The following is a 22,955-nucleotide window of genomic DNA, read 5'->3' on the forward strand; positions in this document are numbered from 1 at the left end:
GTACCTTTTTTAAGTTAGCGGGGCAAGTTTTGCAAAACCAAAAATGGAATAGGGGTATACAATGCAATTTGATCTACCGTAGAACGGTATAACATATCCTCTAGAAAAGAATGTCGAGAATTTACCATGGTTAAAAGGTCCATATTGTTTTGGTCCATATAGTCCATGATCGCCTCGGCCCTGTTCTTTACCGAGGTTCTTTTAGAGTGTATCATGGCATTGGGCAGTGAAGCTTCTAAAAATTTTTTGTTGTCCGATTGCCTGTGGCTCAAATCCTCGAAGTCTGAAATATATAAAGTGTGTATTTCAGATTTGTAACGGGCGGCCAGGGTATCAAGAAGTTTTAGCTCTCTACGTTTGTAGGGGACCATATAATCTGTTGGAAACAATATTTTTTTTGGCGGGTTGTAAGCGTACTGGTCGGGTACCGCCAGTACTGGGCAGTTTACATACTTAAATACCTGTATCGTATGGCTACCGAAAGTTACCGTTTTATCTGCCGTTTTTCCTTTGGTGCCCATTATGGTAAGATCTATGTTTTTGAGGTTAACAAAAGCATTGACCCCATCTACCAAAGAATCAAAAGTGGCTACGGATTCGTAGTGGTGCCTAGGGTTGTGCCTTTTCTCTTTTTGTTCGGTGATGATCTCGTCCAAAAGTTTTTTAGAATTAAGGGCAATGGCTTTCTTCTGTTTGTCAAAAAAAGAATCTTCAACATTATGGGTTACTTCATAAACTTCATCCGCATAGGTGTGCAAAAAGTAAAAGTTCGCACGCTCACATTTAAAGAGGTCGAGCGCATACGAAATCGCATGGGCCGCATTACTGGAAAAGTCGGTAGGGATCAGTAAATTTTTCATTGATTTTCTTTTAATGATGCCCTAAAAATATAGGAGGGCCTAAAGAAAACCTATGATATTTGTCATGGTGGACAAATCTGGTTAAATGATTAAGAAGTAATAAGTTATGTTATGTTTTGAAGTTCTTTCAGTTTAAGTATGCGAATGTTTCTACCTTCGATGGCGATGAGCCCTTCCTTTTTAAAACCGGACAGGGTTCTAATAAGGCTTTCTGGGGCAATACCGGCCACACTGGCAAGGTCGCTTCTAGATATTTTAATGGCGTCATCTGCGCTCTTGTTCATTATTTGGGCAAATTGTAATAATGTCTGGGCCGTTTTTTTCCGTACAGAACTATAGGCCATTTGTAGAAGCTGTTGTTTTATCTCGGTGATATTGCCCGAAAGAAGTTCCATTAGTTCTAAAGAGATCGAACTGTTTTTTTCTAAGATCCCCATTAGTTCGTCTTTAGAGATAGCGGCAAGTTCCACATTTTCTAGGGCACTGGCAGATTCTTTATAAGGGGTATTGTGCATAAATGAAGTAAAACCTAAAAAATCATCTGCCCGGTGTAGCGATGTAATTAGCTCTTTGCCTTCGGGGTCTACGGTATGACATTTTACGGTGCCGCGGGTAATCAGGTAAACCGTATGTGATCTAGACCCTTCTTCATATATGGTATCGCCCTGTTCAAATTCCAAAATCTCGCCATTATCGTCAAAATAATTTTTGAGCTGGTTTAGGTCTCGTAATTCATAGGTGTCTTCGTCTTTTGTTTCCTTGGCTCCATTCTTTTGAAGCAGTGCCGCTTTTGCCAACCTACTTTCTACTGCGCTGATCAGGTCCTCTTCTTCAAAAGGTTTGGTAAGGTAGTCGTCCGCACCAAGATCCATTCCTTTTCGGATGCTTTTGTGTTCTGTAATGGCAGAAAGAAAAATAAAAGGTATATGCTGTGTACTACTATCCGAAGATAAATCTTCTAAAACACCGTACCCGTCCACTTCCGGCATCATAATATCGCAAATAATAAGGTCTGGCAAATGCTCTTTGGCAGCGGTAATACCGGCTTTGCCATTGGGGGCGGTAAGTACGGTATAATCTGAAAGTTCTAAAAGTTCTGCCGTGTTTTCTCTGAGAACCCTGTCATCTTCGATCAGTAAAAGTTTCTTCATCATCTTTTGGTTTCTTGGTTTCTTGGTTTTTGGGAATACGGATCGTAAAGGTAGAACCTACATTTTCTTCGCTTTCAAAATAAAGACTTGCCCCCAGATTTTCCAAATGTTGTTTTGCAATATTTAGGCCTATACCAGTACCTTGGCTCAATAAGGCATTCTCGGCCCGGAAATAACGGTCAAAAATATGCTTTTGTTGAGATTTAGGAATACCTATACCTTGATCTATAACCTCTAGGTAAATATACTCCGCTTCTCTTCTAAAGATAATTTTGATCGTTGTCTGTTCAGGGGAATATTTTATGGCGTTGTTTATTAAGTTGGATAGCGCCAGGCCCAATATTTTTTCGTCGAACGTAATTTGTACTTCATCAATATTATCGGGGTATTGAATATGTTGCTCTGTCTTTAGCAACATATTGGCATCGTATATGACCTCGTTGATCAATTTGCTCAACGCAAACTTTTCTATGTTGTAATTTACTTTACCCGAATCTAATCGTTCTACAGAAAGAAAATCGCTTAATATGGTATTTAGTTGGCGAACTTTAGACTTTATGGTAGCAATGTGCTTGTCCCGTTTTTCTTGCTGTTCGGTTTTTGTGTATTTGGACAAAAGGGTTATAGAAGTAAGAATACCGCTAAGGGGCGTTTTAAATTCGTGCGACACCAATGATAAAAACCTTGTTTTAAGTTCATTGAGTTCTTTTTCTTTAATGAGGGCCTCTGTTAATTGTTTGGTACGTTCCTGTACGGTCTGTTCCAGTTTTAGGGTGTAATTTTTTCTTTCGGTAATGTCGGTTACCAAGGCCAGCACATAAGTGTCACCATAAATTTTAAAAGGGTTAAGACCGGCTTCTACCGGAAATTCTTCCCCGTTTTTACGAAGACCGTTCAGATCCATACCCTGGCCCATTCGTCTTTTTTTGCCTTTATCTATAAAATTTGAAACATGGCTCGTATGTTGACTATGATACCGGGTAGGGATGATCACGTTCAATGATTTGCCTATAAGCTCATCTTTTTCGTATCCAAAAAGCTGCTCTGCAGAAGTATTGGTGGCCACGATTATTTGTTTGGTATTCACCACAATAATACCCTCCGAAATACCTTCGGCCAAAATATTGAATATATCACTGTTTTTTTGAAACATTGGCATTCTACAAGATAATATTAAACTGATACTTATCATAGTAAAGTAAGAATTATCATGTTATTTTTCCCATCAAGTAACCCATAAATTTAATGTTATGATGAATTCGGAAAATACGGGTATAGCCTTGTATGAAAACCTGGGCAAACTTTTTTATGCCGTCGCAAGTATAGATGGCAACGTGCATACCAAAGAAATAGAGCATTTGAGGTCTTTTATACGTAGTTATTGGTTGGATATAGATGAGATAGAAGATGAATTTGGCACCGATGCCGCCTTTTTGATAGAGACCGCCTTTGATTGGTTGTTCGCCAATGAGATAGATGCAGATGAGTGCTATGACGAGTTTGTGGAGTTTTATGAAGAACACAAAGATAAATTTACACCCGAAATAAAGCGTTTAGTGATGGATACGGGCAATGCCATGGCAAATGCCTTTGCGGGCAAGAACAAATCGGAACTGATATTATTGGCAAAGATCGAAATACTGTTCAGGTAGATCAAAAAATAATGAAGGCTGATAAAGGTCATAGTATTCTCAATAGCAACAAATTACATTAGTGGACACTTTAAAAAAAAATGAATCATGAAAAATAGCAGAAAATTATGGGGGCTGATAGTGCTTATGTTCACTACTGCCTTATCCGCTCAAACAATTGGTAATATTGACGAGATCGCTCCTTTTAGCGAGGGCTTGGCCGCTGTGCGGCAAGGGGAGCAATGGGGGTTTATAAATGATCAAGGTACATTGGTCATCGATTTTAGGGACGATATTTATTGGAACAAAAATGCAGACCTATCAAAAGAAGATGTCGCTGCGGTCAAATATCCTGTCTTTAACGAAGGACTTTGCATGATAGTGAAAAAGGTAGAGGATGGGGTGCCCGTATTCGGCTTTATAAACAACAAGGGAGAGACCGTCATAGAACCCCAATTTTTAAATATTTATCCGTTTGAGAACGGGGTTACAACCGGGGTGTTGTTCGATAAGACCTTTAGGGGCGAAAATGAGTTTAAGTTAAAGATCTATGACTATAAATTCTTTGATGTCATGGTAAACACCCAAGGTGAAATAACCGATTATTTCGAAAAAAGAGACCATATTCAAATGACCGTAAAAAGGTATAAAATGCCAGATATAGGGGCAAAAATATTGAATAAGGGGTTAGTGGCCATACACAAACAAGATAAAGGTTGGGAGATACGTAAGTTGGATACCAAAAATTAAAAAAGTAAGAGGGTGTTGGGCGTGGCCCCAAGATAATCTGGTATTATGTTCTTTTTTAAGAGCAGGTCTGCTGTAGTATGTAGGCCTGCTTTTTTTGTTTTAAAAAGACAGGTGTCAACTATTTTTTTCGCTATAAAATATAAAGGGAAGCATATATTTTAACAGGGGGAACGTACAGTGTATGTTTTGGGTCCTGTACTGAGTTTTTTTATTATGTTTTTTCTTACTTTTAAAGAGGTTTTAAGACACATTGTGGAACAATAAACGTTTTGACTATGTGGAACAAGTCTTTTATTTCTAGCTGTATTTACAAAACAAAACAAGGTAAGGTACATTTGAAAGTCAATGAACTCGGATATAAAATAATCATTTTTCTTTTTCTGGTTCCATTCATTGCAAATACTCAAGAAACTATTAATGTAGGATTGGTTGATAATAATGAAATGGCATATAAGCATTGTGTTTCGCCGGAACAGTTTTATTGTTTAATAAAATTAGAAGACCGTCAAAAAGGAACGACGGTCTTCTTTTTCTAAGTAAAGCGTAAATGATAATGATAAAAAACACTACTTTATTTATTTTTCTTGTAATAACATGGTTTGCATATTCTCAAGAAGGGGTGGTAGAGTACCATTCTATATATTATGATGTAGCCACTATAAAAAAGGACAAGGATTTTGCCAGAAAATTGGCACTTGAAATAAATGACATGAAATATGTATTGCGGTATAATACGAAAGAATCTTTTTTTGAGGAACTGCCCCATGCCCCCCATGATGAGTTTATGGCCAAAATAGCATCTGGAATTGCCTTTTCGGACAGATCATGGTACCAAGATGCGAAAAAGAACACAGCTTACAGAAACAAAAAAATAAAGGACTCTATGTATATAGTCTCCTTTAACGATAGAATGAACGGGTGGACACTACATAACGAGACCAAGAGCATAGGTGGTTATACCTGTTACAAAGCCACGCAACACCACGTGCAATATTATACCGAAAACGAGTTTACTATAGAGGCTTGGTACACTCCAGAAATACCTGTGCCTTATGGGCCGTCGGGGTTTGGAGGTCTTCCCGGGCTTATTCTGCAATTAGAGCGTAGTCATATTATCATTGTTGCGGATAAGGTAACCCTAAATCCTGCAAAAGGCATTAAGCCAATAGAAAAGATAAAGCCGGGTAGGGTAATTACCACCGATGAAAAACATATTTTAATGAGAAGAGCAAGAAAGGTAACCGAAGATTAATAATACGCTATCGTTATTAGATGTTATCTCGTTTTTTTATTCATATTTCGGCACTATTGGTCGTTGTAAGCTGTTTGGCCCAAGAAAAAACTACTTTTTCTGGAACGGTAAAAGATATAGAAGGTAATGTGCTGGAAGGAGCCAATATAGTACTATACCCGCAAGATCGGACCATTCCCCTCTCTTTTGCGGTGTCGGGTAAAGATGGCGGGTTCAGAATAAATGTTCAAAAAAATATCGAATATACATTGAATATAACCTTTATGGGTTTTGAACCTTTGAAAGAAACCATCGTATTTATACAGAACAACACAACCCGGGACTATGTGCTGAAAGAAGCTTTGAACGAGTTGCAAGAAGTGGTAGTCAATTATACACCCCCTATAAAGGTTAAAAAAGATACGACTTCTTATCAAGTAGATGCCTTTGTTAACGGAAAAGAAAGAAAACTTGGAGCGGTCTTAAAAAAACTTCCCGGAATCTATGTAAATAAGGAAGGGGACGTTTTCTTTAAGAACAAAAAAGTAGGAGCGGTGATGGTAGAGGACAGGACATTTTTTACGGGACAGCCTAAAATGGCCACCAAAAACATTCCGGCAGATGTCGTGAGCGAAGTTCAAATGATAGAGGACTACAACGAAACCCCTTTTTTGAAAGAGTTTGAAAATTCGGACGAACTTGTCATGAACATAAAGCTAAAAGAAGGGAAAGAAAACTTTCTTTTTGGGGATATAGAAGCCGGTGTCGGATATAAGGATAGATATCGGTTTCATCCAAGTATCTTTAAATACTCCCCTACCGTGGTGCACAATCTTATTGGTGATATGAACAATACGCCAACTAGGTCTTTTACTTTATCCGATTACCTGGCTATAGATGGCGAGAAAGATATACAGGGTATTATAGATGTGTATGATTCGCCGATAGGGAAGTTTTTGCAGAACACCGATTATTATGATAACAACCATTATTTTGGTGGGTATAACTTTCAGTACAACCCCAATGATATACACGAGTTTAGGGCATTTGCGCTAGGTATGTCCGATAGGACGTTAAACGAGGATATGTACAATTATACGTACCAACCCTCACAAGATATAGAGAACAGGATAAAAAATCTTACGGGCAACAATAAGATCTATTATGGAAAGATGAAATACAAATACACCCCGGATTTGTATACCGTTGTAAAATTGGATGTTGCCTTTGATAAAAGTGATCTTGAATCGGATGGGATAAATATATCTGACAATGCGGAAGATACAAGGCACTATACCGTACAAAATACCCAACAAGGAGAACGGTTTTTAATGAATGCCAATGTTGATAAATGGTTTTCGGGAAAAAACGTATCCTCTGCCAAGTTGAGCTTTTATGACAATAGGGAATTTTATACAAATAGGTGGAACAGTGCCTATGATATTTTTTCGGAATCCATACCATTATCGGAGGTGGATACCTATAAAGTGATAGATGAAGGAGAAAGAAAATATACTAACCTTGACTTGGATTTAAAACATCATTATAGACCTTTTAGAACTAACATTATTACTTTTGGCTTTAATGCCAAATTACAAAAGAGCAGCCTCGATAATTTTGCCGTTCAAGATACGGGGCAACCACAATATACCTTCATTAGTAGGTTTTCAAACGATTTTGGTAGTCTTCTGAATGAATTGAATACTTCGGTGACCCATAAATGGTATATAGGCAAACCCGTTATTGTCGATTTTGGCGTGGTTTTTCAGAATGTGTTTTGGAAAGATCGCCACGCACTTTATGAGAATACGTACTATGAGAACAATATACTTCCCGTGGGAAAGATCGAATGGAATTTTGATGAGAAAAAAAGTTTGGAACTCTCCTATAACATGTCCGTTTCAAATCCACGCCTTAACTCCAGACTTTCCGGAAATACGATTACCGATTTCAATTTAATTACAGAAGGAAATCCTTATTTGATGCAGACAACAACAGAAAGGGCCTTGTTGTCATTTTCCGCGACAAAGGCCTATGGCTTTAGTTTGTATACAAAGCTCGGATATAGAAAACATAAAGAACCTATTATCCAAAATATAACATCGGACGGTATTGCTGTTGGAGTGTCTTCTTACCAACTGGATAATAGTACAGATTCTTACGATGTGTCCGTAAATGGCAGCTACAAAAGAAAGTACTGGGGGGTGTCTTTGTACAATACCTATTTTTATAAGAATGGCATTTCTATTTTTAACGGGGAACAAACGTTCAATAATTCTGTAAACGTGAATACTGATCTTAGGTTTCGGACAGAATTTGAAGAATCTCCAAACATAGAACTTACAATGAACAACTCTTTTTATAAATATTCGAATCCATATTTTGAGAATAGGACTTTTACGACCGATGTGGATTTTTCGGCATCTTATGATTATGTAGATTGGAAATTTGAGATGTCATTTTTTCAAAATTTTTATAGCAATAAGAGCCAATCCAACAGTTCATATTTTAATTTGATAGGGGCCAAGGTGTTTTATCATAAAGAAGATTCCCCTTTCGAAATAGGTGTAGAGGCTTATAACTTGGGCAACAATATTAGTCAAACTTCAAATCAGTATAACTCCCTCTATTTTATGGAACACAGAAGACGTGTTTTTCCCAGAATCGTAATGGTAAATTTAAATTATAAGCTGTAAGCGGATCTATTGTGATGGCTTCTTGGTAAAATAACAGAGGGGCCAATACAAAGGTGTTTTTGGGGAGAACTATTTTGTAGTTTTATTCTCGCCGTTGCAACAAGGTTATTTTCATGAAAACCGTAACTTAAAAGCAAAATTTTTAAGTAATGACCATTCATAATATAGGAAAAGACAATTCGCTTTTAAACAGGTTTGTTTCAGAAATGCGAGATGTACATGTCCAGAAAGATGCCATGAGGTTTCGCCGAAATATCGAAAGAATAGGTGAAGTATTAGGGTATGAAATGAGCAAGACCTTGCAATATTCGGATACAACGGTGCAGACGCCCTTGGGAGAAAAGGTAATGGCCTTACCGCAAGAAAACTTGGTGCTGTGTTCCATTTTAAGGGCGGGCCTACCCTTACATCAGGGCCTTCTTAATTATTTTGACAAGGTAGAGAACGGGTTTGTCTCCGCCTATCGCGAGCATAAAAACAATGAGGACGATTTTGAGGTGATCGTCAAGTACTTTGCGACCCCCTCGTTAGAAGGTAAGGTTTTGGTGCTCTCTGATCCAATGTTGGCCACGGGCAAAACCATGGAAAATGTGCTAAAGGCTTTAGAGCCTTATGGCACCCCGGCTCAGATACACATAGTTGCGGTAATAGGTTCGGTAATAGGAGTCGATTATATTAAAAAAGTGTTTCCCGAAAATACGCATTTATGGATCGCGGCGGTTGATCCAGATATAAATGCAAGGGGCTATATATTACCAGGGTTGGGAGACGCCGGTGATTTGGCTTTCGGAATCAAGATGTAGTTTGGTGCTTTTTGTATTTCCTGAATACGGAAGTCAAGGGTTTTAATTCTTTGACTGACATATATCATTTTCTTTCTTTAAAGAAGTTCGCACTTTTATGAACACAATACTAAATAATACGCATCATGAAAGAAGAGGTATTAGATAAAGGAGGTTTTCGGGTCTTGGTGGCACAGGCCTATGGGAAATTGGTGACCTATAAGAAGCAGGATAACCGTGAGGATTTTAATAAGGCGTTGTTGGAAATACTGCCCGAAGTAAAGAAATATGTTGCCTCTAGGTTAAAAGCGGCCGTAGTAAGGGGAGAATTGAATAGCGATATGTTTTCTCCCGGAGATTTTACGGACCAGCTATTCATAGAATTGTACGATCATATAGACGAAATAGAGAACGAAAAAGAACTGGTTCCGTTTTTATATAAAAAGGTGGATGAATTGTTGGACGATAGTTTGACCGAAGAACAGTTCGATAGTGTCTTTTTTGATAATATAGACAAGTATTCCAAACCTGAATGGGACGCTATGGAAGAGGATTTTAGTACCGATGGCGATGGTGATCTTATGATGATCGATGAGTTGGACGACATATCTTATTCTAAGAATAATTACACCTTAGATCATGTGTTCGTAACCCATGAGGAAAAAGAACTGGCAGAAAAACTGGATAAAACGCTGAACAAAGAACGTATAGACCGTCATATCAACTTTGTGTTGCATAAAATGGCATTGCCCATGAGAACTGTTTTTCAGTTGTACAACGATCAAGGTTTTACCACCGAAGAAATAGCCCATATTAAAAAGGTGTCCAGTGATGAGGTATCGGAACTTTTAAAAAGGGCCAGAAAAATATTAAAGGATAGTTTTAATAAAAGATTTCTGATAGATAGTAACTAAGGTCTTACAAAAGATTGTTTTTAGATGGAGATAAAAGGCAGTTACCCCAGAAGGGTAGTGCCTTTTATCATTTATGGTAACATTGCATTGCACCAATAAAATTTCCATTACTGTCACTTATTGGGCGACAGCTACTTTTTTTCTTCTCTTGATTTCTTTTTTGATCAAAGACAGCTCCCTTGAGGTTTGGGTACCTACCGAGGTGTTTTCCTCCGCTCTTCTGAACAGGTAGGGTATAACCTCTTTTAAAGTGCCAAAAGGTACGTATTTAGAAGTATTATATCCGTTGGCAGATAGGTTATAGCTAATATGGTCGCTCATACCATATAGTTGTCCGAACCATATGCGTGGGTCATCATTCTTTAAGCCCCGTTCCATTAACTTTTTGATAAGTATCCTACAACTGATCTCGTTATGGGTTCCTATAAAAATATCAAATACTTCCAAGTGGTCCATAGCAAAAGAAATTCCATCGTCAAAGTTAAGATCGGTAACCCGTTTATCGGAACAGATCGGGCTTTTATAACCTTTTATTCTGGCGCGTTCCCTCTCCTTTTCCATATAGGCGCCCCTTACCAATTTAATGCCTATTCTAATATTGTTGTCATTTCCAAAGGCGTGTAAATGCTGTAGGTATTTCAACCGGTCCCAACGGTACATTTGAACGGTAGTGTATATCACCGTTCTTTCAACGTTGTGTTTAAGCATCATTTTTTCAACCAGAAGGTCAACGGCATTCTGTAACCACGACTCTTCGGCGTCTATCATGATCTTAAGGTGGTCGGTGGTAGCTACCCTACTACAAAGTGTGTCGAATCTTTGTGTAATTCTATGCCATTCTTCTATTTCTTCTGTAGTCATGGTTTCGTTGGCCGATATTTTTTCGAAAATTTCCGATCGGCCCAATCCAGTGGGCTTAAAAACCAAAAAAGGGATAGCCTTTGAATCCATGGCATGCTTACAGACTTCTAACATGGTTTGCAATGTATGGTCAAAAAAAGCTTCGTCCGTTTTGCCCTCTACCGAGTAATCCAGTATGGAATGAACCTTGCCTGTTTTGTATAAATCGTTTACGGTTGTCTGGCAACTCGATATGGTTTCACCTCCACAAAACTGCTCAAAAACGGTATGTTTTAAGAAGGGATCTATCGGAAAACCGATACGTAACAGAAAATTAGTAGTAGGCTTGGCCAATTTAACCAGCCAAGCCTTACTAATAATAGTGTAAATAAATGCTGCCTTTCTTAATTTTCGGTCCGATTTATAGTGAAAGGCATTTTCCGTGTTTTCAAAATTTATCACATTATGCATGGCAATAAATCTTTCTTTGTTTTCTTTTTCATGGTTTTTTTATTCCATTCAGAATGGAGGTATGCTCCTTTAAAATAGTGGGCCAAGTGCAGGCCCACTATCGTAGGGCTTTAGTATTTGTCCGTTCCCGGTTGGGTTATTTTATAGTTGGTTTTAGCCTTTTCTTTTCGGACCATTTCCTTAACATCTTCCAAGAGTTTTTTTGCGTCATAGATAATACCGTCTTTTACAGTGTATTTAACACCACCTGCACGCACTACTTTGTTGTCTTCAGTTAGTCTTACGGCGCCTGTTCCATACAAGGTCTGAAAGTTCTCTAAAGGATTTTCCTCTACGATTACGAAATCGGCCAGTTTGCCTACTTCCACAGAACCTATTTTATCGTCCATACCCAAAGCTTCAGCTCCGTTCAGGGTAGCGGCCTTGATTACCTCTAACGGATGGAAACCAGCCTCTCTTAACAGTTCCATTTCACGGGGATAGGCAAAACCATATAGTTCATAGATAAAACCGGCATCGGTACCTACGGTGACCCTTCCTCCGCGATTCTTATATTCGTTTACGAAGGTCATCCAAAGCTTATAATTTTCTTTCCATTCAATTTCTTTTTCGGTTCCCCAATCGTGCCAATAAGAACCATGCGATTCTCTGCTGGGTGCATAAAATTCCCATAGGGAAGGTAAGGTGTATTCTTCGTGGAACTCCGCTCTACGGGCCCGTTGCAGATCACGATTTGCCTCATAGATCACAAAGGTGGGCGATAGGGTAAAATCTAGCTCCAGAAGCTCGTTCATTACACTGTTCCATTTCTCGCTGTAAGGTGCTGCTGCCTGTTTCCATAACTGACCTGCCTCGCCAAAACGATCTTGTTCATTTTGGTAGTTGTAATCCAAAGAATAGTTCTGTACCGTTTTGTCATCAAAAAGCGCTTCTGGCAAACCATACCAATGCTCCATAGAAGTAAGTCCGGCCCTGGCACTGTTCAATACATTCCAGCTGCCTACATAAAGTTGTGCGTGGTGCATTTTGGAACGGAGGCCCAGTTTTTTGTTTTCGTCCAATGCAGCTGCCATTACCGTAGGGGAGGCACCAAAAAACTTGATTCCGTCGGCACCTATTTTGGCATTGTTGCGCACCCATTCCCTAGCCTGTTCTTCCGTAGCAATAGGTTCTTTGCTATTTTGTCCAAAAGCGGTGTAGGCCTTTATTCTGGGTGCCGTTATTTTGTTTTGGGCACTTTTCTTTTTGGCATCAAGAACCCAATCAATGCCATTACCGCTACTTGGATCTACGATGGTAGTAATACCATGTCCCATCCATAATTTAAACACGTATTCTGCAGGTGTACCTTGCGATTTACCTCCTATATGTGCGTGCGAGTCTACAAACCCCGGTAGTATATAGAGCCCCTCTGCATTCAGCTCTTTACCGCCCGGTTTTAGTTTTGGCCGCCTAGATTCTTTGATCGGAACCCCGGGGTAACCCACGGTCTTTACCTCTACGATCTTGTTTTTTTCCACCACAATGTCCACAGGGCCAATAGGAGGGGCCAAGGTACCGTTGATCAAAGTAGCGCCCCTAATGATCAATTGAGACCACGGTCCTTCGCCCTCTTGGCGGTCAGGAGCTTTTGCAATTTGGGCATGAGCGCTCACTACTAATAAAAAGCAGATAACTAATGCGAATCGATTTTTTAGGTTTTTCATACTAAATTTAGATTTTGGTTATGTTGTTTTATTCGACTTCTGTCCAATGAAAATAAACATAGAAGTTCATTATTAAATAATGGTCGATCGTTTATTTAGAAATTATTTTTTCGAATTTCGATGATATTGAGCAGGTTGTCCCTCCTTTGGGGTCGATAACTTTATAAATTCCCTGATGTGTTCATTAGAGGTTTCTAGATCCTCGTTTCGTAAATACATCATATGTCCGCTGCGGTAACCATGCCAGCTCATACGTTCACGTAATTTTCCGCTGGGATCCATTTGCCACAGATTGTATTTGGAGTTAAAATAATCGGTTCCCCCATCAAAATACCCTGCTTGCACCATTACATGAAGATAAGGGTTTTGTGCCATGGCCTGGCGTAGGTCTTCGCCGGTAGTGTTGCCACTGCGGTCCCATGGGTGTACTGGTCCGAACATGTTATATTTTAAGTCGGTATCATAATTTAAATGCTTTTTAATGTAGTAGTTGATGGCTGGGGTAAACGAGTGTAACCATGAGGTAAGTTCTGCAGAGTAATCGGGGCGTTCACCGGCATCCATTCTATCTATTCCCAAATATCTGGAATCTAGCCTTCCGATATGAAAACCTTCGTCGCGTAACAGCTCTTTCCAAAAAAATCTTTTAGGTATTCTTAGGTTGTGCTCTAGAATAACCTTCTCTGACAAGCCGGTATATTTTGCTATACGGGCAGCCGCTTTATTTTTTTCGGCTTCGGGTAAAAAACCTCCCTTGGCCATGATCGGAATCAATTCGTTTACGGTATAGGCTTCTATTTCGGGTAAAATATCGGTTAGGTCTTTGGCCTGCAGATCGGCGGGCAGTTTCTTGTGGTGCCATGCGGCCGCCGCATAATAGGGTAGGTAGTTGGCAGCTTCCACAGCCGTACCACGCTCTATTCCCAATCCGGTCGGCGATACCAAGATTACCCCGTTAAGGTACATCCAGTGTCTGTTCTGTAATTCTAACGATAGTCCTGAAACACGGGGTGTACCATAACTTTCTCCGATGAGGTATTTTGGCGATTCCCAACGGTTTTGCCTTGTTACAAAGGTGTTTACCCAACTCGCAAGGTATTTTATATCCGGGTTTACCCCGAAGAACCTTTTAGAAACCTCTTTGGGGTCCATGGTACTGACGGCTCTTGAATAGCCTGTGTTAACAGGATTTACGTATACAATATCGGCCACATCCAGAATAGAATAGGGGTTGTCTTTAATACCATACGGTTGTATGGGGTAACCTTCATCGTCTATCTTTAAGATTTTTGGACCCGTGTAAGCGATGTGCATCCAGACCGATGCCGACCCCGGCCCCCCGTTAAAGGATATAATAAGGGGTCTTTTAGCTTTGTCACTAATACCCGATCTTTGATAGTATGTAAAATAGAGACCTGCTATAATTTTCCCTTTTTCGTCCCAAACGGGTTGTTTTCCGGTCGTTGCAGTGTATTTTATCAAATTCCCCTTTATGGTGACCTGCCCATTGGTAGTTACCGTAGAATCCATATTGGTGTTCAGTTGCTGTGCCTGTAAGGGCAAAGCAAATAGCAGGCATACTATCGTAATTGTCAATAATTTATTCATCTCACTGGTTTTAATGTTCTTTTTAACTGCGGACTTTCTTTTGGCCATTTATAGGTCTACTAAACATTCGTTAATTTGTTTTTCTTGGGTATAGTGCAGGTTGTCCCTCTTTTGGGGTCGATTGCTTTATGAATTCACGAATGTGCTCATTGGAAGATTCCAAGTCTTCTGTTCTTAGGTACATCATATGGCCGCTACGGTAACCTTTCCAGCTCATGCGATCCTTTAGTTTTCCACTAGGATCCATTTGCCATAGGTTGTACTGGGCGTTAAAATAATCGGTAGCCCCATCGTAGTAGCCAGATTGTACAAAAACGTGCAAATAGGGATTTTGTGCCATGGCCTGGCGAAGATCCTCACCGGTAGTATTGTTGCTGCGGTCCCAAGGTCGTGTATGCCCAGCTATATAGTACTCAAGGTCCGTATTGTAATTTAGGTGATTTTTAAAATAATAGTTGCCGGCAGGTGTAAAGCTATGTTGCCATGATTTGTATTCGGCGGCATAATCCGGACGGTCACCGGCATCCATTTTGTCTATTCCCAGATACCTGGAATCTAGCCTGCCTATGGTAAAACTTTCATCACGTAAAAGTTCTTTCCAGAAAAAATTCTTTGGGATTCTTAAGTTATGTTCCAAGACCACTTTTTTTGATAGTCCAGTGTATTTAGAGATTTGAGTAGCCGCTTTTTCTTTTTCTGCCGCAGGTAGAAAACCTCCTTTGGCCATAATGGCAATAAGTTCGTTAACGGTATAATCCTCCACTTCCGACAACAGTTCTGGTAGGTCTTTTGATTGTAGGCCTGGCGATAATTTTTTATGATGCCATGCCGTTGCGGCATAGTAGGGTAACAGATTGGCTGCCTCTACGGCGGTGCCACGCTCTATTCCCAATCCGGTTGGCGATACCAATACTACCCCGTTAAGGTACATCCAATGGGCATTTTGAAGTTCTAAGGACAACCCGGAGACCCGAGGGGTTCCATAACTCTCGCCAATAAGGTATTTAGGCGATTCCCATCTGTTTTGTCTGGTCACAAAAGTATTGATCCAGCTAGCGAGGTATTTTATATCGGCATTGACACCAAAAAATCTTTTGGCGACCTCTTTTTGATCCATAGTATCTACAGGTCTTGAAAAACCGGTATTTACAGGTTCTACATAAACAATATCGGCCACGTCCAGTATAGAGTGCGGGTTTTCTTCCACACCATAAGGCTGTACCGGATAACCTTCGTCGTCTACCTTGACCCTATATGGTCCGGTATAGCCAAGATGCATCCAGACCGATGCGGCTCCGGGGCCACCGTTGAACGATATAAATAAAGGGCGTCTGGATCTATCCTTGATATTGGTTCTTTCGTAATATGTAAAGTAAAGGCCCGCAATAATATTGCCCTTCTCGTCCCAGACAGGTTGTTTGCCTGCCATTGCCTTATATTTTATAGGGGCGCCCTTAATGGTCACTTGGCCATAGGTAGTTACTACAGAATCCATGTTCGTGTTGAGCTGTTGTGCTGCAATAGGCGTGGAAACTACGCTTAAGATGAACAGTAGTCGGTAAATTTTTTTCATTTCGTTGTTCTTTTTAGTTACTCAGAGAACTACTTGTTGCCAAGACATCTCAATGTTGGTTGTTGAAAGATTTAATGGTATCCATATGCTTGGATTTTAGGGACATAATTTTTGGTTGGTCGGTTTGGAAGTTTAAAGAGGTTTCATTGATTGTGCATAGTACTATGTATTATTCGGTAAATGGGAACTTAATTCTTTTTGATCGTGAAGGAGGAGCAAAAGACGATCATAGGGTGGTTATTTCTACAATCGATCTTTTGCCTCACTCGCTCACAGGCTAACTTAAACAATACTTAAATTTAATTATGAACACTAAAAACTTTTATTATGGGTATTGTTACGGTTAACCTTATTTAAAAATTCAATTTTGCCTTCATTGATCAATATATGTCCCAGAACAGTTTGGTGGTGAGTAGGTCGCCACCTATAGCCGCGGCCGCGGCCTCATAATTTGCACGGTTCAGGGTTTGTTCTGAGATAGGGTATATCAAACGAACAGGAACTGTATCTACATATGAATCTGGTGGGGCAGAAAGACTAGGGTAGTCTAAACGTCTGTATTCTGTCCATGCCTCTAATCCTTGGTTAAAAAGAGCTACCCACTTTTGCATGCCTATTTTTTGTTTCCATTCACCAGGAGCCGTATCGTACGCAACGTCCGGTTGTAAGAGGTACTCATCCGCACCTTCAACATTGTAGTATTCAAAAGAAGCTTTGATCGCATTGTTGTAATGTGTTTCGGCATCTGTTACGCCTCCCAATTCACGTTCGGCCGCCTCGGCCAAAAGAAACTCTACGGTCGCATAATCTAAGAACAGCACCGGCGTTGTAGGTTCGTAGAAAAGAGTTCCGAAAATGGAGTAGTCGTCATAGGCAACTACGAGCCCTGAAGGAGCCCCGATAAATTCGCCATCTACAGATTGAAAGTATACATTTAATCTTGGGTCGTCCAAATCGTTCATGTAATCTATAAAAGGTTTGGCGCCAACAAAATCCCTTCTGTTACCTACGGCAAGGTCTGTCCATAATTCATTGGTATTGGGCTGTGAACCTAGATGTTCGATTTCTGCGTTGTCGGCATTTGAAGTAAATACGCCAGAAACTGCTTCGTCTATGGTGTCGGAGGCCAATTGTGGATTGCTGTCCGCTATGCGCATACCCATTTGCAATTGCAAAGACCTACCGAACATTTTCCATCCACTAATGTTGCCGTCGTACATAATATCGTCTGACCAACCGGCGGCCGATTCATCTAAATTGCCAACAGCGGTACTTAGTCGGGCCAATAAATCAATATAAATAGTTTCTGCATCGTCGTACGCTGGTGAAATATTATCTACATCCAAAGCTTGGGTGTACGGAATATCCCCAAAAGATTCCACCAGTTTAGAATAGGCGTACACGTTCATCAGCTCAATGATCGCCAGTTTGTTTTGGCCAACGGCGGCGTTGCTAGATTCCGATGCTATTTCCTCATTGACTACTTCGGCACTTTTGGCCAAGTTTATAAGAACCCCCATGTAGACATTGCTCCAATCAAAATTCGAATAATAGGTAGTACCCTCATTATAGGTGACCGACGAAATTTGTTGTACCAAAAGTCTTGTTGTATTAAAAGGGTTGCCATCAGCTCCATAAGTGATGCCGCTTTCTAGGTCGGACATGTTTTTTAAAGCTGTATTGAAAAATGCTTCCGCAGGTGCTGAAGTTGCATTTTTTACGTCCACGTTCATGTCTTCCAAATCTCCAGAGCATGAGAAAAACAGGGCTGTCAAAAATATGATATAATAGTTTTTCATTTTCTAATTTTTTATTGGTTTAGAATTGAACTTGAAGGTTTACCCCAATGTTTTTTACCGTTGGCAATACCCCGTTCTGAGAACCTTGAAGGTTTCCGGAACTTAACCCGGCTTCAGGATCTGCAAATGGTAGGTTTTTATGAATGATCCATAGGTTGGAGCCGACAATACCGAGTCTAAAGGATTGAATGTCCAGTTTTTCCATAAATTTCATTTTAGGAAAATTGTAGTTCAATGCCACTTCTCTAAGTTTCACATAAGAGGCATCGTAAATGAAATAGGCTTTTGGCGCCATTACGCTTCCCGTTGCGTTCCTATAGGTATCCATTGCCGTTCTGACGGTATTTTTTGAGCCGTCGGGGGCAACACCGTCCAAGATAATACCACCGCCATTCTCAAGTGAATTACGGATGGGGTTGCCCAAATCGTTAGTTCCCACAGACCAACTGTAAAGACCAGATCTGTTACCTGTAGATATGTCATTTGAATATACATCACCACCACTTTGAATGTCTATTAAAAAGCTAAGGTCCAGATTTTTGTATTTTAAAGAGTTGGTAATACCTGCGGTCCAATCAGGTGTAATGTTCCCGATTACATTATTAGAGGTAGTAGTACGTTCGTAAGCGCCCGTTGTTTGGTTAACGACCGGTTTACCGTCCACATATAAAAAATCGGTTCCCTGAATGGTTCCGTATGGTTCGCCCACCGTTGCATTGATACTGACCCCAGAGACAGAACCCAATTGTAAGTTGCTTCCACCTTCGAAAAGAGAAAGAACGGTACTTTGGTTTTTGGCCCAGTTAACATTGGCTTTCCATTGAAAATCCCCTGTCGGAATAATATTTCCGTCAAGTGCGATTTCTATACCCTTGTTCTCTATTTCCCCGGCATTTACATATTTTGAACTGTAACCTGTCGCTGTGGAAACGGCTACGGGTATAATCTGGTCTTTAGAGTTGGTCTTGTACAACGATAGGTCCATGCCCACACGACTGTTTAAAAATCTCATTTCCAAACCTGTCTCAATACTCACGGTTTTTTCTGGAACCAGGTCTTGGTTGTTTTTGGTCGCATTGGTACCATATAGGGCTACAGATCCAAAAGGTGTTGGTTTGTCTAAAACATCCACCAAGCTATTGGCCGGTGCAGAGCTTCCTACTTCGGCATAGTTTAAACGAAACTTACCAAAGCTCAACCAGCTTTTGTCTATAATATTGGAAAAAACAAAACTTGATGAGATAGATGGGTAGAAATAGGTGCTGTTTTCCGAAGGTAATGTAGAAGAATGGTCGAATCTGCCCGTTACGTCCAAATAAATTAGGTTGTCATAACCGAAAGATGCCAGTCCATAAAAACCATCAACACCTACTTTTTCGACATTTTCAATAGGTGCCGCTGGTTGGCTATACGAATTGGAAAGTGAATATAATCCTTCCAATACCAAACCACCATTGGTTTCTGCATATATAGAGCTTAGATCTGTTCTTCTAATATTGGTACCAAGTACACCACTAATATTTAATTTATCGGTAACGTACTTATTAAAATTCAACATAAGATCATAATTCTCCTCGCTATAGTTGATATTTCTTCTAGAATATCTACCTACCGCACCGGCAGTACCTTTGTTATTTCTTTCTTCCTGTATAAAGGAATAAGTGTCCAATGATACTCTTCCTTCAATATTCAACCAATCGGTGAACTTATATTTTGCGGAAACGTTTCCGAAAATTCTACTTCTAGAATCGTTTTGATAGTTCTCGTAAACTACCCAATAAGGGTTGTCTATGGTACCACCCATAAAAGGGTCAACGTTATTGCCCGTACTAAAATAGGCTTCCTTTAATTCTTGAACACCTACGTTCATGGCCCAGTACTTTCTCATGGACGAGATTACGTTCTGTGCATTGGCACCTGTTTCGTTACCGGTTCTGTTTCTTCCAAGTGCATCGGTCAAAACATAATTGGCACTACCGGAAACCGATAATTTATCTGTAATATCAAAAGTGGTATTGATAGAGATATTGTCTCTGGTAAGGTTACTGTTTGGCATTATACCATCTTGGTTAAATCTGGTATATGCGATCCTGTAGGTAGCCTTTTCCCCGCCACCGGCAACGGCAACACTATTGGTTGTTGTTATGGGTGTTTCAAAGAAAGAAATCAGTTTGTCCTTGGGAGCTTCCCAAGGGGTAGGTTGTAAATAAGTAGGCGAACCTTCGTAAAAAGAATCCCATTGGTATACCATTAAACTAGAGTCGAACTGTGCACCATAAGAGCCATAGGCAGTAGCGGGTGTCACAAGATCAAGAACCCCGTCGCCATCAACATCGGTATCTACAAAAAAACTATCGCCACCAGAGCCATATACAGCTCCGTAACCGGTACCGTACTCATATTGAAATTCTGGCCATGTAGATTCATCTATCCATCCAACAGTAATATTGGAGTTAATGGTAACGGTGGGTTTTTTTTGGGCCCCAGAACCGGATTTGGTCGTAATAATAACCGCACCGTTCGTGGCCCTTGACCCGTAAAGTGCCGTGGCTGCGGCGCCTTTAAGTACGTTAATGGATTTAATATCGTTCGGGTTAATGTCAGAGGCCATATTTCCGTAATCAAAACCCCCGGTACCATTTTGCTGGTCAGAGGTGTTAAAGTTGGAGTTACTTACCGGAACCCCGTCCACTACGAACAATGCTTGGTTGTTTCCCGTTAACGATGTGCTACCCCTGATCACCACATTGGTAGATCCCCCAAGGTTGGTATTGTTCTTGATCTGAACACCGGCGATCTTACCGGAGAGTGCATTGGCCACGTTATCGGTGGGCGTTCTGTTCACATCTTCCCCGTCAATTTCTTGGGTAGCGTAACCCAATGATTTTTTTTCCCTAGAGATACCTAAGGCGGTAACCACTACCTCGTCCAATTGTGCGGAGTCCTCTTCAAGTGTAATGTTTACGGTACTTTGGTTGTTTACAGGTACTTCTATGGTCTTAAAACCGATATAGGACACAACCAAAGTGGCGTTACCCGCCACCAAGATGGTAAAATTACCGTCAAAATCTGTTTGGGATCCGTTGGTAGTCCCTTTTTCCAATATGTTGGCCCCGGGCAGGGGTTGGCCTTGACCATCGTATACAACACCGCTTACTTGCTGTTGCACTGTTGTTCCCGATTCTTTTTCGGTGTCTAAAGAAGCTTTGGGGTTTTGTAGAAATGGCTTTATTTCGGCGTTGATAAGAATTACCTGCCTTCCTTTAATCCGGTATTTAATGTAAGTGTCCTTAAAAAGAAAATCCAGTACTTCCGTTATTTTCTTATTTTTGACCTTTAGCGTAATTTTTCTATCGAGCTCAATTTCATTGCTTTCAAATAAGAACCGATATTCTGAAATAGCTTCGATTTCTTCAAAAACCTTTTCGAAACTGGCTTTCTCTAAATCTAAGGTGAATTTGTCACCTTGCGTATAATTATTGGCCTGGATCTTTAATAATGAAACAATCAAGAAAAGAATCGTAAGTTTCATTTTTAGATTAATTTTTGGCAATATCCGGAACGGTGAGACACCGCTTCTATATTTTTTCATAGTTTTGTGTTGGATTTAAATAGTTGTTGGTACAATGTTTAATTCACAATTGACTGATCGGGGAATGCGGCAACATTTCCCGATTTTTGTTTTTCAGCCATAAAAGTCATGGAGAGTCTAGTTCATTGGCGTTTGGTTTGGTTTTCTAAAAAATTAATATTTGGTTATTGGTTATTTTATAATCAAACGGATATATTTCCCTAATAGAAGTCAATACATCTTCAATACTTTCTATTTGTGCACTAAATTTTGCGGTCAGTATCTTTTGGGCCAAGATTGGGTTTTTGTTGGTAATGCGCACGTTGTATTTGCGCTCCAATTTCTTGGTCATATCCTCAAACCTGGTATTGTCAAAATATAATTCGCCCCTCATCCAACCGGTATAGATGTTTACATCTACCTCTTCGAGTGTTGTAAGGTGTTCGGTCTTGTGCCAAGATCCTTTATTTCCTGGTTTAAGGATAATATTGTCGTTGGGCACAAAGGTATTTGCCATATTTACGGAGCCTTCTATCAAAACAGTTTTGATCTCTGAATCTTCTGGATAAGAAGAAATATTGAACTCGGTACCCAATACTTCTACACTCACAGAATCGGTGCGTACCACAAAAGGATGTTTTTTATCCTTTGTTACTTTGAAATAGGCTTCGCCTTCTATAAAGACCTCCCGTTTTTGGCCTTCCAAAAACTTTACGGGGTATTTTATTTTAGACCCCGAATTTATATGCACCTGTGTACCGTCGGATAGTTCTATTTCGAACATTTTTCCGTTGGGTATATTCAGCTCATTGAAACTTAAGCCATCAATATCGGCACTTGCCAGATATTTGATTTTGTCGCCGTCCTGTTCCGCTATAAGTTCTCCCGATTTGTTCAAGATCTGCTGTTTTTTCGATAGATCAATGATCTGTACGTTGTCATCGCCCAATTTTAATACGATCATATCCTCGGTGATCTGAAGATCGGTATCTGAGTTGTATACGGTCTTATAGATAAAGGCAATTCCCAAAAGTGCAATGAAGACGGCCGCATATTTTAAAACTGATTTCCATAACGGAACCACCTTTTTTTCGGGTCTGGCCAATTCTTTGGAAAGCATTTCCCATTCGTCATCCACGTTTATACCGTCGATATATTCATGGGATGTCTTTGCCAAGCCCTCGTCATATAGCTTTTGAACAATTCGTCTTTCTTCTTCGGTTAAATTACTGAGCGTATCCGAATCAAGGGTACCGGAGGCCATAATAGTTTCGAATGCAGCTTTTAATCGTGATTTTGAAGACATAAATGATAGTGTTCTTATTTATATGTTGTTAAAACATAAATTTAGGGTGACAAAAAAGATGGCTTT

General features: G+C 40.0%; 17 protein-coding genes. 7 read left to right on the top strand and 10 right to left on the bottom strand.

Going from position 1 to position 22,955, the window contains the following annotated elements:
* Positions 1-14: 14 nt before the first annotated feature.
* The 3 genes from AB657_RS16035 to AB657_RS16045 form a co-directional block, all read right to left on the bottom strand.
* Positions 15-860, bottom strand: a complete 846-nt coding sequence (locus tag AB657_RS16035) for a universal stress protein (protein ID WP_047247426.1) — start codon at positions 858-860, stop codon at positions 15-17.
* 104 nt (positions 861-964) lie between these two features.
* On the bottom strand, positions 965-2,011 hold the full coding sequence (locus AB657_RS16040) for a response regulator (RefSeq protein WP_047247427.1): 1,047 nt from the start codon (positions 2,009-2,011) through the stop codon (positions 965-967).
* Positions 1,983-3,170 carry a PAS domain-containing sensor histidine kinase gene (locus tag AB657_RS16045; protein WP_047247428.1) on the bottom strand — a complete coding sequence of 396 codons (1,188 nt, stop codon included), beginning with the start codon at positions 3,168-3,170 and terminating at the stop codon, positions 1,983-1,985. The genes AB657_RS16040 and AB657_RS16045 overlap by 29 nt, the downstream gene beginning before the upstream one ends.
* A 91-nt stretch (positions 3,171-3,261) precedes the next feature.
* Between AB657_RS16045 and AB657_RS16050 the strand changes: the two genes are divergently transcribed.
* The 6 genes from AB657_RS16050 (at position 3,262) to AB657_RS16080 (ending at position 10,015) form a co-directional block, all read left to right on the top strand.
* Positions 3,262-3,663, top strand: a complete 402-nt coding sequence (locus tag AB657_RS16050) for a hypothetical protein (RefSeq protein WP_047247429.1) — start codon at positions 3,262-3,264, stop codon at positions 3,661-3,663.
* An 87-nt stretch (positions 3,664-3,750) separates the two neighbouring features.
* Positions 3,751-4,392 carry a WG repeat-containing protein gene (locus AB657_RS16055; protein WP_047247430.1) on the top strand — a complete coding sequence of 214 codons (642 nt, stop codon included), beginning with the start codon at positions 3,751-3,753 and terminating at the stop codon, positions 4,390-4,392.
* Between the two features lie 547 nt (positions 4,393-4,939).
* On the top strand, positions 4,940-5,644 hold the full coding sequence (locus tag AB657_RS17755) for a GLPGLI family protein (RefSeq protein ID WP_084696446.1): 705 nt from the start codon (positions 4,940-4,942) through the stop codon (positions 5,642-5,644).
* 20 nt (positions 5,645-5,664) lie between these two features.
* Complete coding sequence (locus AB657_RS16070) at positions 5,665-8,319, top strand: carboxypeptidase-like regulatory domain-containing protein (protein ID WP_047247432.1); 2,655 nt, start codon at positions 5,665-5,667, stop codon at positions 8,317-8,319.
* A gap of 149 nt (positions 8,320-8,468) precedes the next feature.
* Positions 8,469-9,122 (top strand): uracil phosphoribosyltransferase, encoded by a 654-nt coding sequence (gene upp, locus AB657_RS16075; RefSeq protein ID WP_047247433.1) that lies wholly within the window; start codon positions 8,469-8,471, stop codon positions 9,120-9,122.
* A 125-nt stretch (positions 9,123-9,247) separates the two neighbouring features.
* Entirely contained in the window at positions 9,248-10,015 is a 768-nt protein-coding gene (locus AB657_RS16080; protein WP_047247434.1) for a sigma-70 RNA polymerase sigma factor region 4 domain-containing protein, read from the top strand.
* A gap of 117 nt (positions 10,016-10,132) precedes the next feature.
* Here AB657_RS16080 and AB657_RS16085 read toward each other — a convergent pair whose 3' ends face one another.
* From AB657_RS16085 to AB657_RS16100, 4 genes are all read right to left on the bottom strand, one after another.
* The gene (locus AB657_RS16085; RefSeq protein WP_047247435.1) at positions 10,133-11,326 is read right to left on the bottom strand and encodes a proline dehydrogenase family protein; all 1,194 of its coding nucleotides are present in this window, start codon (positions 11,324-11,326) and stop codon (positions 10,133-10,135) included.
* Between the two features lie 110 nt (positions 11,327-11,436).
* Positions 11,437-13,032, bottom strand: coding sequence for an amidohydrolase family protein (locus AB657_RS16090; RefSeq protein WP_047247436.1), 1,596 nt, complete (start codon positions 13,030-13,032; stop codon positions 11,437-11,439).
* Positions 13,033-13,134: 102 nt separating this feature from the next.
* Positions 13,135-14,640: a S10 family peptidase gene (locus AB657_RS16095; RefSeq protein WP_047248045.1), complete on the bottom strand. Its 1,506-nt coding sequence runs from the start codon at positions 14,638-14,640 to the stop codon at positions 13,135-13,137.
* A gap of 70 nt (positions 14,641-14,710) precedes the next feature.
* The gene (locus tag AB657_RS16100; protein WP_047247437.1) at positions 14,711-16,213 is read right to left on the bottom strand and encodes a S10 family peptidase; all 1,503 of its coding nucleotides are present in this window, start codon (positions 16,211-16,213) and stop codon (positions 14,711-14,713) included.
* Between the two features lie 62 nt (positions 16,214-16,275).
* On the opposite strand from AB657_RS16100, the gene AB657_RS16105 reads away from it, so the two are divergent.
* A complete protein-coding gene (locus AB657_RS16105; RefSeq protein ID WP_157491781.1) occupies positions 16,276-16,494 on the top strand; it encodes a hypothetical protein in 219 nt (72 codons plus the stop codon).
* A gap of 99 nt (positions 16,495-16,593) precedes the next feature.
* On the opposite strand, the gene AB657_RS16110 is transcribed toward AB657_RS16105, so the two are convergent.
* The 3 genes from AB657_RS16110 to AB657_RS16120 form a co-directional block, all read right to left on the bottom strand.
* On the bottom strand, positions 16,594-18,012 hold the full coding sequence (locus AB657_RS16110) for a SusD/RagB family nutrient-binding outer membrane lipoprotein (protein ID WP_047247439.1): 1,419 nt from the start codon (positions 18,010-18,012) through the stop codon (positions 16,594-16,596).
* 19 nt (positions 18,013-18,031) lie between these two features.
* The gene (locus AB657_RS16115) at positions 18,032-21,604 is read right to left on the bottom strand and encodes a SusC/RagA family TonB-linked outer membrane protein (protein WP_047247440.1); all 3,573 of its coding nucleotides are present in this window, start codon (positions 21,602-21,604) and stop codon (positions 18,032-18,034) included.
* 145 nt (positions 21,605-21,749) lie between these two features.
* Positions 21,750-22,889, bottom strand: coding sequence for a FecR family protein (locus AB657_RS16120; RefSeq protein WP_052958729.1), 1,140 nt, complete (start codon positions 22,887-22,889; stop codon positions 21,750-21,752).
* Between the last annotated feature and the right edge of the window lie 66 nt (positions 22,890-22,955).

It is taken from the genome of Maribacter thermophilus (assembly GCF_001020565.1).
GTDB classification, from domain to species: domain Bacteria; phylum Bacteroidota; class Bacteroidia; order Flavobacteriales; family Flavobacteriaceae; genus Maribacter; species Maribacter thermophilus.

Coding starts and splice junctions, on each gene's coding strand:
- AB657_RS16080 (WP_047247434.1), top strand. CDS start 9,248: ATGAAAGAAGAGGTATTAGATAAAGGAGGTTTTCGGGTCTTGGTGGCA.
- AB657_RS16070 (WP_047247432.1), top strand. CDS start 5,665: ATGTTATCTCGTTTTTTTATTCATATTTCGGCACTATTGGTCGTTGTA.
- AB657_RS16095 (WP_047248045.1), bottom strand. CDS start 14,640: ATGAATAAATTATTGACAATTACGATAGTATGCCTGCTATTTGCTTTG.
- AB657_RS16045 (WP_047247428.1), bottom strand. CDS start 3,170: ATGCCAATGTTTCAAAAAAACAGTGATATATTCAATATTTTGGCCGAA.
- AB657_RS16090 (WP_047247436.1), bottom strand. CDS start 13,032: ATGAAAAACCTAAAAAATCGATTCGCATTAGTTATCTGCTTTTTATTA.
- AB657_RS16115 (WP_047247440.1), bottom strand. CDS start 21,604: ATGAAAAAATATAGAAGCGGTGTCTCACCGTTCCGGATATTGCCAAAA.
- AB657_RS17755 (WP_084696446.1), top strand. CDS start 4,940: ATGATAATGATAAAAAACACTACTTTATTTATTTTTCTTGTAATAACA.
- AB657_RS16100 (WP_047247437.1), bottom strand. CDS start 16,213: ATGAAAAAAATTTACCGACTACTGTTCATCTTAAGCGTAGTTTCCACG.
- upp (WP_047247433.1), top strand. CDS start 8,469: ATGACCATTCATAATATAGGAAAAGACAATTCGCTTTTAAACAGGTTT.
- AB657_RS16055 (WP_047247430.1), top strand. CDS start 3,751: ATGAAAAATAGCAGAAAATTATGGGGGCTGATAGTGCTTATGTTCACT.
- AB657_RS16085 (WP_047247435.1), bottom strand. CDS start 11,326: ATGCATAATGTGATAAATTTTGAAAACACGGAAAATGCCTTTCACTAT.
- AB657_RS16050 (WP_047247429.1), top strand. CDS start 3,262: ATGATGAATTCGGAAAATACGGGTATAGCCTTGTATGAAAACCTGGGC.
- AB657_RS16110 (WP_047247439.1), bottom strand. CDS start 18,012: ATGAAAAACTATTATATCATATTTTTGACAGCCCTGTTTTTCTCATGC.
- AB657_RS16120 (WP_052958729.1), bottom strand. CDS start 22,889: ATGTCTTCAAAATCACGATTAAAAGCTGCATTCGAAACTATTATGGCC.
- AB657_RS16040 (WP_047247427.1), bottom strand. CDS start 2,011: ATGAAGAAACTTTTACTGATCGAAGATGACAGGGTTCTCAGAGAAAAC.
- AB657_RS16035 (WP_047247426.1), bottom strand. CDS start 860: ATGAAAAATTTACTGATCCCTACCGACTTTTCCAGTAATGCGGCCCAT.